The organism is Vibrio sp. V43_P6S15P86 (assembly GCF_009904725.1).
Lineage (GTDB): Bacteria > Pseudomonadota > Gammaproteobacteria > Enterobacterales > Vibrionaceae > Vibrio > Vibrio diabolicus.
This window is the reverse complement of sequence record NZ_WXWT01000274.1, coordinates 1-11153: the sequence shown is the minus strand read 5'-3', so window position 1 is coordinate 11153 and position 11153 is coordinate 1. Positions and strand designations below refer to the sequence as shown.

Here is an 11153-nt window from a genome sequence, read left to right as displayed (position 1 = left end):
TCACATTTTAGCAACATCAATCTTGTCAGTGTTCTTATTTTGCTCTATTTATTTGTATATACATTTAATGATACAAATAAACACAGGGACACAAACATGGATTTGCTGATTGAAAACGCACGTCTGGTCACCATGCAGTCGGGAGAGCGCGGTTATCTGCCAACGTCTCCTGCTCGTATTGGCATTCAATCTGGAAAAATCGTTGCGATCAGCACCTGTGCAATTGGTGAAGACGAACCGCAAACCGAGTCTCTGCTGTCTGCCCAGCATTACGCTCAGAGTATCGACCTTCAAGGCAAGTTAGTTCTGCCAGGTTTGATCGACTGCCACACTCACCTTATTTACGCGGGCAATCGTGCCAACGAATTTGAAATGCGCTTAAACGGCGTGCCATATCAAGAAATTTCCAAACAAGGCGGTGGGATACTTTCAACGGTGCATGCGACGCGTTCAGCAACCGAAGCGCAATTAGTTGAGTTAGCGTTGCCACGTTTAGACGGGCTACTCGCGAGCGGGGTCACTTCTGTCGAAGTGAAATCAGGCTACGGATTGACACTGAATGACGAAGTAAAAATGCTCCGTGCAGCCAAAATGCTTGAACAAGAGCGCAAAGTTAAAATCACCACTACACTTCTTGCCGCTCACGCCATTCCGCCGGAGTTCCAAGGCCGTGCAGATGACTATATTGAGCACATTTGTCAGGACATAATCCCTGTCGTCGCAAAGGAAGAGTTAGCCACGAGTGTCGATGTTTTTTGTGAATCGATTGGTTTCAATCTTGAACAAACAGAAAAAGTGTTTGTAGCTGCAAAACGCCACGGCTTAAAGGTTAAAGGGCATACAGAGCAACTTTCGAATCTCGGTGGTACAGCCCTCACTGCGCAATACAACGGTCTGTCAGCGGATCACATCGAGTTTTTAGATGAGCAAGGTGTTAAAGCACTTGCTCGCTCAAACACTGTCGCCACTCTACTGCCTGGCGCTTTTTATTTTCTAAGAGAAACTCAGTTACCACCGATTGAGTTGTTGAGAGAGCATAACGTGCCGATGGCAATTGCTACGGACGTCAACCCAGGTACATCACCGTTTTCTGATCTCACACTCATGCTGAATATGGCGTGCACACTATTTCGCCTTACACCGCAAGAAGCACTGCGTGGTGTAACGCAACATGCAGCCAAAGCTCTGGGTTATCAAAATTCACGTGGCGAAATCAAAGTAGGGTTTGATGCGGACTTCTCTATCTGGGATATCGAAAGCCCTGCAGATTTAAGCTATCAAGTCGGAGCAAAACGTCTGGTAGGTCGTATAGTAAATGGTGAATACATTTCACACGGAGGCCAATAATATGTCTCAATTCGACTTACACTCTCCCCTATTTCATTGGCAAGGCCGTCATGATGCCGAGGACGGCAAACTTGGTCAGCGAATTCATCACGTGGTTCAACGCCAGAAAGCAGATGAGTTAGGGGCAGTTGCGCATGGCGTCTCATTACTGGGTTTTGCTACCGACGCTGGCGTAGCCAGAAACAAAGGACGCATTGGTGCGAAAAAAGCGCCAGACTTAATCCGACGAGCACTCGCTAATTTAGCATGGCACCAAGACGTCCCACTATATGACTTAGGCACCGTGGTGTGCGAAGACGACTTACTGGAAGAGAGCCAATCTCTATGTGCGGCAACCATTTCAAGCGCACTACCTCATACGCCTGTCATCGTGTTAGGTGGCGGGCATGAGATTGCGTGGGCCTCGTTTTCCGGCTTAGCGGAGTATTTTAAAGCGCACTATCCAGAGAAGAAGCCTAAAATCGGTATCATAAATTTCGATGCGCATTTCGATTTACGCGCATTCGAGAGCGGCATCGCCGACATCAAACCAAGCTCTGGCACTCCCTTCAACCAAATTCATCATTTTTGCCAACGCAATGATTGGGACTTTCATTACGCTTGCATTGGCGTAAGCCGCAGTAGCAACACTAAAGCGCTGTTTGAAAAAGCAGATGCGTTAAATGTTTGGTATGTAGAAGACAATCAGCTTTGTTATCTAAACCACAGTTATCACTTAACTCAGCTTCAACATTTTATTGACGACTGCGATTACCTCTATTTGACCATTGATCTGGATGTATTTCCTGCGGCAACCGCACCTGGGGTTAGCGCCCCTGCGGCTCGAGGAGTAAGTTACGACACAATTGCCCCCTTTTTAGATCGAATTCTTCATTACAAAAATAAGCTCATGCTGGCTGATATCGCCGAATACAACCCTAATTATGACGTCGATAGTCAAACTGCACGCTTAGCTGCCCGTTTATGTTGGGATATCGCCAACGCGATGGCGGAAAAGCAACACAAACCATAACGCATCCTAGATGCCACTGATTATTACGACCAAGCAAGTACTTGGTCATCACGAGAAACTAAAGGAGTCTGAAATGACACAGCGCCAGGGACAAGATCCACGACTTGATACAAGCAGAACAATTCGTGCACCTCACGGAGATAAACTGCGCGCAAAATCTTGGCTAACCGAAGCCCCTCTTCGTATGCTGATGAACAACCTCGATCCTGATGTTGCAGAACATCCACATTCGCTGGTTGTATATGGCGGCATTGGCCGTGCGGCACGAAACTGGGAATGTTACGACAAGATTGTTGAAGTACTTGAAAGACTCGAAGATGACCAAACGCTTTTAGTTCAATCAGGCAAGCCTGTTGGTGTTTTCCCTACCCATAAAAACGCCCCACGCGTGCTTATCGCAAACTCAAACCTCGTTCCTCATTGGGCAAACTGGGAACACTTCAACGAGCTCGATAAACAAGGCTTGATGATGTACGGCCAAATGACCGCTGGCAGCTGGATATACATTGGCTCACAAGGCATCGTCCAAGGCACATACGAAACATTCGTATCTGTTGCGAAAAAACACTTTGACGGTGAAGCAAAGGGCCGTTGGATTCTAACTGGCGGTCTTGGTGGTATGGGTGGTGCTCAGCCTCTCGCTGGTACGATGGCGGGCTTCTCCATGATTGCGGTAGAGTGTGATGAATCGCGTATCGATTACCGCCTACGTACAGGCTATGTCGATAAGAAAGCGACATCTTTAGATGAAGCGCTTGCTATCATCAAAGAATCAGACACACCAGTATCGGTTGGTCTACTGGGTAATGCAGCTGACGTTTTCTCTGAGTTGGTAGAACGTAATATCACGCCTGATGTAGTAACAGACCAAACGTCTGCACACGATCCGCTCAATGGCTACTTACCACAAGGCTGGAGCATGTCTCACGCTGCAGAAATGCGTTTGCAAGATGAAGCAATGGTCGTTAAAGCAGCCAAAAAATCCATGGCAGTGCAAGTTCAAGCCATGTTAGAGCTACAAAATCGCGGCGCCGCAACACTCGACTACGGTAACAACATCCGCCAGATGGCCTTGGAAGAAGGCGTAGAAAACGCATTTGATTTCCCTGGCTTTGTTCCAGCCTACATTCGCCCACTATTCTGCGAAGGTATCGGTCCTTTCCGTTGGGCTGCTCTCTCTGGCGATCCTGAGGACATTTATAAAACCGACCAAAAAGTAAAAGAGCTAATTCCAGATAATCCGCACTTACATAACTGGCTAGATATGGCTCGCGAGCGCATCCAGTTCCAAGGTTTACCTGCGCGTATTTGCTGGGTTGGTCTTAAAGATCGTGAGCGTCTTGGTCAAGCATTCAACGAAATGGTGAAAAATGGCGAACTTAAGGCGCCTGTTGTCATTGGTCGTGACCACTTAGACTCTGGCTCCGTTGCAAGCCCGAACCGAGAAACAGAAGGCATGATGGACGGTTCTGACGCCGTATCAGACTGGCCACTATTAAACGCACTACTCAATACGGCGGGCGGCGCAACTTGGGTTTCACTGCACCACGGTGGTGGCGTAGGTATGGGCTTCTCGCAACACTCAGGTATGGTTATCTGCTGTGACGGCAGTGAAGATGCCTCAAAACGTATTGCCCGCGTGCTGCATAACGACCCAGCAACAGGCGTGATGCGTCATGCTGATGCGGGATACGATATTGCTAAACAATGTGCAGCAGAGCAAGGGCTAGATTTGCCAATGCTCAACGAAGAACTGAAGAAGCTCAAGTAAGGATGAAAGAGATGTTAAATTTAACGCTAAAGCCAGGTCATATTAGCTTAAACGAACTACGCCAAGTGAGCCGTTCACCAGTCAACCTTACTTTGGATCCTGAAGCCATTCCGGCCATTGAAGAAAGCACGCAAGTCGTGGATCGTGTCATCGCGGAAGATCGAACGGTTTACGGGATTAACACTGGTTTTGGTCTATTGGCTAACACACGAATAGCACCAGAAGATTTAGAAACTCTGCAACGCAGTATCGTTCTTTCTCATGCGGCAGGTATCGGTGAGTTTATGTCAGACGAAACGGTTCGTCTGATGATGGTATTGAAAATCAATAGTCTGTCTCGTGGTTTTTCTGGTATTCGCCTAAAAGTCATTAATATGCTGACCGACCTAGTTAACGCACAAGTTTACCCTTGTGTACCTAAAAAGGGCTCTGTTGGCGCATCAGGTGACTTAGCTCCTCTGGCCCATATGAGCACAGTATTACTAGGTGAAGGACAAGCTCGTCACAACGGTAATATCATTTCTGGGCAAGAAGCGTTAAAAATCGCAGGTCTAGAACCCATAACTCTGGCACCGAAAGAAGGCTTAGCGCTGCTAAATGGTACCCAGGCATCAACAGCGTTCGCATTAGAAGGTCTGTTTATCGCGGAAGATCTTTTCGCTTCGGCTACAGTATGTGGCGCAATGTCTGTCGAAGCCGCTCTCGGCAGCCGACGTCCATTCGATCCGCGCATTCATCGTGTACGTGGTCATCGCAGCCAAATGGACGCTGCACTGGCCTATCGTCATCTATTGGATACATCAAGTGACATTGGTGATTCGCATACTAACTGTGAAAAAGTGCAAGACCCGTATTCTTTGCGCTGTCAACCTCAAGTAATGGGGGCGTGTTTGCAGCAAATCCGCAACGCTGCAGAAGTATTGCAAGTAGAAGCAAACTCCGTATCAGATAACCCGTTGGTGTTTGCTGAAGATGACGACATCATCTCTGGCGGTAACTTCCACGCTGAGCCTGTTGCAATGGCAGCTGACAACCTAGCACTGGCGATTGCTGAGATCGGCAGCCTGTCTGAACGTCGTATGGCATTGCTTATCGATAGCGCATTATCAAAATTACCACCGTTCTTAGTCGATAATGGTGGTGTGAACTCTGGTTTCATGATTGCCCAGGTCACCTCTGCTGCGCTAGCAAGCGAAAACAAAACGCTCGCTCACCCAGCGTCAGTAGACAGCTTGCCAACATCAGCAAACCAAGAAGATCACGTTTCAATGGCAACCTTCGCGGCTCGCAGATTGAAAGAAATGGGAGAAAACACTCGCGGCATTCTGGCGGTCGAATACCTCTCAGCAGCACAAGGCCTAGACTTTAGAGCACCAAACAAGTCTTCTGAGCGTATCGAGATTGCCAAACAAATGTTGCGTGAAAAAGTATCGTTCTACGATAAAGATCGCTACTTTGCGCCGGACATTGAACAGGCCAATACTCTGCTTAAGCTGGCTATTCACAACACGCTCATGCCAGAGAGCCTGTTACCAAGTGTTCAGTAATCCAGCATTACTAGCACTTAACCTAAAAACCGGATGATAACTTGAAGGCTCCACGTTTAGCGTGGAGCTTTTTTATCTCCTCATTAAACGTATTCCCAGCGATCTTTATGAACACTTGCATATTGTTATTGCTATACTTTTAAAAATAGCCGACGTAATAAAGTCGCTGTTTATTGCTTTCACAAATAAAAGCGTTGCTAAAGTATGCGTTTTTAACGATTTATCCGCCGAAATAGTGTCTTATTGTTAGGATACGGTGAAGTTTTCACTGGATGGACCATTGCTACGCAGATATTCGCATATAATCCCACACAGTTTTGGTTACTACGTAAAAATTATGTTTCTAACACCTTATTTTTCAAACACTAATCACCAGTTTCAGTTCACTCGCGAACAAGCAAGCCACTTTGCAAAACGTGTCGCAGGTGACTACAACCCAATCCACGATGAAGACAACAAACGCTTTTGTGTCCCTGGGGACTTACTTTTCGCAGTGCTTCTTAGTAAAGAAGGCGTCAGCCAAAAGATGCGTTTTAACTTCTCTGGCATGGTAAACGATGGTGTAGCACTTCATATTGAAAATAAGTGTGAAAAAGAAAGCGCCGTTGTTGACGAGGCAGGTAAAGAATACTTACACATGTCCCGTGAAGGTGAGACTAATCACGATCCCGCATTTATTGAGCATGTCGTAACAAATTACGTGCAATTCTCTGGCATGAACTTCCCTCACATCATGGTTCCTCTTATGGAAGAGAAGCAAATGATGATCAACTGCCAACGTCCATTAGTTATTTATGAAAGCATGGAAGTTGAATTTTCACGCTTAGACCTTACGCATCCTGAAGTGGATTTCACTGGCGCAACGTTCGACGTGGAAGGCAAACGTGGGGTAGTCACCTTAAACTTTGCGTTCAAAGAAGACGGTGAAGTTGTTGGCAAAGGCATCAAGCGCATGGTTGCAAGCGGCTTGAAACCATATGACCAAGAAGCGGTTGATGACCTTGTACGCCGTTTCAATGAACGTAAGGATGCATTCCTAGCAAAGTTCGTTAAGGCAGCCTAATCGACTGCCCTATCAGAAGCGCTCAAAAAACGTGTTTACTAAAAGAAAGCCCAACGTCGATCGTTGGGCTTTCTTTTTATGTCTCATCCAAATAAAACTAAACGCAATGCTTAGATCCAGCGGCGGACGTGGTTTTTGTAATCCACATACTCTTCACCAAACAATCGCTCTAGAACACGTTCCTCTGGCTTGATTTGAAATCGATTCATATAACTGACAAATACGACGCTACAAAGCACCACACTCAAGTGCTGCCACCACAAACCAATTGCAATGATTAGAAGCAGTAGCGCCATATACATCGGGTTGCGCGAAAAAGAAAATACGCCAGTTCTCACCACGGAAGAGGCCGTGTCAGGCTTTACAGGGTTAACCGTCGTTTTTACTTTATGGAATTCATACACACCAGCAATGCCCATATAACCAGAGAGCAAAGTTACCCCGCCAACCACAACCTCGACAAAGGGCACACTAATATTCAGGCTCGGCACCAGAACTGTCAGTCCATACATGAGTAGTATGACCAACAAAAACACCGCAACAGGTGGGACTTTGAGTTCAAGTTTTCTCAAGATTCATATCCTTTGAAAGGGTCTAAATACGGTTTCTAAAAAGCCCAGTAAAACTGGGCTTGATTTAGTCCGATTACAACAAAGTTAACAATGCCTGAACGGGATGCTTGGGCTTCGTTCCTTCAAAGCGTTTAACTTGGCTGCGGCAAGAATAGCCTGTAATCAAACATCTCTCGTTATCCAACTTATCTAAGCTTGGCTTCCAGCTTAAATTGTAAATATCTTTCGACATCGACAACTTATCAACCTCATGGCCAAACGTACCCGCCATACCACAACAACCAACAGGTACCGTATTCAAAACTGCACCAAAGTGAGCAAAAATAGCGCCCCACTCTTTTTCCGCATTTGGCATTTTGGTTTTTTCAGTACAGTGCGCAAACAGATACCAAGGTTCTTGCGCCTTATGCTCTCCGCTTTCAAACGCTTCTAATCTTGGGTAAAGCCATTCGTGGGCCGTCAGTACATCGAAATCACCTCGCTTACTGCCAAGCACTTCAGCGTATTCATCTCGATAACACAGCACCAATGCAGGGTCGACACCAACTAATGGGATATCCAAATCCGCTACCATCGCCAAGAACTTCGCTGTGTCGGCTGCTGTGTCCTTAAACTGACGTAAAAACCCTTTAATGTGTTGTGCTTTACCATTCGGCTTAAACGGCAGAAGTACCGGATGCATACCCAGCTTTTTCAATAACTTAACAAAGTCTTCAACGACATCAGCGTCGTAGTAGCTAGTGAATGGGTCTTGAACAATTAAAACATGCTTGCTCTTTTCAGACGAAGACAAACCACTGAGCGCTTGCAGATCATAAGGCGTTGTCAGCGACTCTACTCGTTGTTTCAAGGTGGGTACTGATAACAACGGCGCATCGACATACCCGACCGTAGATGCCGTTAAACTTTTCACCCACGACTGCTTCAAAACACCATTTACGACACCTGGCGCTTTCGCCATCATCGGCAGCATAGTTTCAATGTTGGCAACCAGATAGTCTTTTGCTGGACGTTGGTAACGAGAGTGATAAATGTTTAAAAAGCGTGAGCGGAAGCTCGGAACATCGACTTTAATCGGACACTGACTCGCACACGCTTTACACGCCAAACAACCATTCATCGCTTCATACACTTCGTGAGAGAAGTCATACTCGTGACGACGATTGATAGAATGACGCACGCGGTCAATCATGGTTTTGATTGATGTTTTGTTTTCTAGTGTTTGCTTTTCTAAATCAAGAATATCAATGCCTTGCTCAGTAAGCTGACGCAACCACTCACGAACCAAACCTGCACGACCTTTTGGTGAATGACGACGATCGGCTGTTACTTTCATCGATGGACACATTGGCGAGCTAGTATCGTAGTTAAAACACAAACCGTTACCGTTACATTCCATCGCTTGTTTAAAGCTGTCACGTACTTGAACGTCAATCTGACGGTCATAGTAACCACGTTTGGTATCGGTAACTTTGACAAGCTCTGCATCACTATCCAGCGGTGTACAGATTTTGCCCGGGTTCATTTTGTTGTGTGGATCGAATGCCGCTTTCACACGTCTCAGTTCAGTAAACAACTCGTCGCCGAAAAACTCAGGGCCATATTCTGAACGGAAACCTTTGCCGTGTTCACCCCACATCAAACCGCCGTATTTCGCCACCAGCTTGACCACTTCATCAGACACTTCGTGCATCAATGCTTCTTGGTGCGGGTCACACAAATCCAACGCAGGACGTACGTGAAGCACCCCAGCATCGACGTGACCAAACATGCCGTAATTCAGAGACTTGCTGTCTAACAGTTCTCGAAACTCTACAATAAAGTCCGCCAGGTTTTCTGGTGGCACACAGGTATCTTCAGCGAATGCGACCGGTTTAGCACGACCTTTTGCTGCGCCTAACAAACCCACCGCTTTTTTACGCATGTTGTAAATACGCCCAATGCTCGCTACATCGTTACAAACTTGGTAGCCGATAATGCCCGCTTCTTCTGTTTCCAACATGGTATCGAGCTTGGCGGTCAATGCTGCAACCTGAGCAGCAACTTCCTCTTCGTCCTGACCTGCGTATTCCACCATATTGATGCCAAGCATCTCTTTATTTGGAACATCGGTAAGTAAATCGCTCACGGTGTGCCAAACGATATCTTGCTTCGCGAGATTAAGCACTTTTGAGTCAACGGTTTCTACAGACAGCGCTTTCGCCTCTACCATAAACGGTGCATTACGCAGTGCAGAATCAAAGCTGTTGTATTTAACGTTAACCAAAGTACGTGCTTTCGGAATTGGCGTCAGGTTTAGCTTCGCTTCAGTAATAAATGCCAATGAACCTTCCGCGCCGCACAGTACTCGTGTGATATCGAAACGGTCACCGTCTTCATTCAAGGCATTTTTTAAATCGTAGCCCGTTAAAAAGCGGTTAAGAGGAGGAAACTTATCTACGATCTGCTGACGTTTTTCACGACATACGGATTCCGTTACACGTAGCGCCTTGGCAGCAAACTCGCCTTCTTCGGGGTAGCCGTTGGACAGATCTGATTCTAAAACTGAGCCATCAGCAAACACCGCTTGTAGCGACAAAACATGATCGGATGTTTTTCCGTATTTCAGAGAACCTTGACCAGAAGCATCAGTGTTGACCATACCGCCAATCGTGGCACGGTTACTAGTTGATAAGTCCGGAGAGAAGAAGTAACCGTAAGGGCGAACCGCATCATTTAGCTGATCTTTCACTACACCAGTTTGTACACGAACCCAGCCTTCTTTCTCATTAATCTCAAGCACTTTGTTCATGTGACGAGACATATCCACCACAATACCTTTGGTTAGCGACTGACCATTGGTCCCTGTGCCGCCACCACGAGGTGAAAAGGTAATTCGTTCGTACTTTTCTTTATTGCTCAGTTTCCCGAGGAGAGAAACATCTTCTGTCGTTTTGGGATGAACGACAGACTGAGGAAGTTGCTGGTAAACACTGTTGTCAGTGGCAACCGCTAGTCGGCTTGAATATTGGCTTTCGATATCACCAGTGAATCCGGCGTGCTCAAGCTCTTTCAGAAAACTAAGAACAAGAGGATCGACATCAGTTTGCGAGTGTAATCTTGGTAACATTTGCTTCCTGCCCCTACGACGCTGAATCCGATCAGCTGCGGGTTATGTAATTATTTGCTCACTTCTCATACAAATTGGCGCTAAGCGAAACAAAACACCACAAAAGAGTAAGTGAAGTAATATTCTTTGAATTTCGTCACTTTACAACATTTAAAAAGACGAGCAAATCAGAATCTCGATACAATAATTAAACTTATGCTTTATTTTTTCACGCTTGATGCCTTACATTGGGGAACGAATCGCGTTTCTAGATGAGTTTTCAGAATGAAAAAAAATAAAATTGTGACCACTGAAGATATCCTTCTCAAACTTTGCCAGTCTGTTTCTGGCGTCCTTACTTCGGCGACATCTTCTCAAGTAAATTACTCTGCAATGGTGCAAAAAATCCACAAGACTAGCCTCAAGCCAGATTTTGGCTGTTTTGTTCTGTTTGATGGCGGGTTTACCGGGCTGGTCGTAATTAACTTTACGGCAAAAGCCGCATTAGAGATCTACACCAACTACATGCGTAATATGGGTATGCCAGAAGAAGAACTGGCAATATCTCATACTTCTGACGAGGTGGGAGATGTTCTGGGTGAGCTAATGAACCAACTGGTTGGAGATTTCACCAATAAAATTCGTAAAGAGCTGCAAACGAACATCACACAAAACCAGCCAAAAATGATGGCGCTGAATAAGCAAGTCATCTTACAAGTGGATACCAACCTTGACCGCCCTCAAGCTCGCCGA

8 protein-coding genes are annotated in these 11153 nt (G+C 46.1%); 6 read left to right on the top strand and 2 right to left on the bottom strand.

Going from position 1 to position 11153, the window contains the following annotated elements; genetic code table 11:
- The first annotated feature begins 96 nt into the window (after positions 1–96).
- The 5 genes from hutI to CAG69_RS12315 all read left to right on the top strand — a co-directional run bounded on the left by hutI (position 97) and on the right by CAG69_RS12315 (position 6740).
- A complete protein-coding gene (gene hutI / locus CAG69_RS12335) occupies positions 97–1347 on the top strand; it encodes an imidazolonepropionase (protein ID WP_114322440.1) in 1251 nt (416 codons plus the stop codon).
- 1 nt (position 1348) lies between these two features.
- Complete coding sequence (hutG, locus tag CAG69_RS12330; RefSeq protein ID WP_104971555.1) at positions 1349–2359, top strand: formimidoylglutamase; 1011 nt, start codon at positions 1349–1351, stop codon at positions 2357–2359.
- Positions 2360–2432: 73 nt separating this feature from the next.
- The gene (gene hutU / locus CAG69_RS12325) at positions 2433–4130 is read left to right on the top strand and encodes a urocanate hydratase (RefSeq protein ID WP_005395885.1); all 1698 of its coding nucleotides are present in this window, start codon (positions 2433–2435) and stop codon (positions 4128–4130) included.
- Positions 4131–4141: 11 nt separating this feature from the next.
- Positions 4142–5677, top strand: coding sequence for a histidine ammonia-lyase (gene hutH / locus CAG69_RS12320; protein ID WP_012841910.1), 1536 nt, complete (start codon positions 4142–4144; stop codon positions 5675–5677).
- A 337-nt stretch (positions 5678–6014) separates the two neighbouring features.
- A complete protein-coding gene (locus CAG69_RS12315; protein WP_005395883.1) occupies positions 6015–6740 on the top strand; it encodes a DUF3581 domain-containing protein in 726 nt (241 codons plus the stop codon).
- 110 nt (positions 6741–6850) lie between these two features.
- On the opposite strand, the gene CAG69_RS12310 is transcribed toward CAG69_RS12315, so the two are convergent.
- Positions 6851–7312 carry a methyltransferase family protein gene (locus CAG69_RS12310; RefSeq protein WP_161444415.1) on the bottom strand — a complete coding sequence of 154 codons (462 nt, stop codon included), beginning with the start codon at positions 7310–7312 and terminating at the stop codon, positions 6851–6853.
- Between the two features lie 73 nt (positions 7313–7385).
- Positions 7386–10421 (bottom strand): D-2-hydroxyglutarate dehydrogenase YdiJ, encoded by a 3036-nt coding sequence (gene ydiJ / locus CAG69_RS12305; protein ID WP_161444413.1) that lies wholly within the window; start codon positions 10419–10421, stop codon positions 7386–7388.
- A 264-nt stretch (positions 10422–10685) separates the two neighbouring features.
- Between ydiJ and CAG69_RS12300 the strand changes: the two genes are divergently transcribed.
- A partial coding sequence (locus CAG69_RS12300) for a DUF3334 family protein (protein WP_161444411.1) occupies positions 10686–11153 on the top strand: 468 nt, incomplete at its 3' end.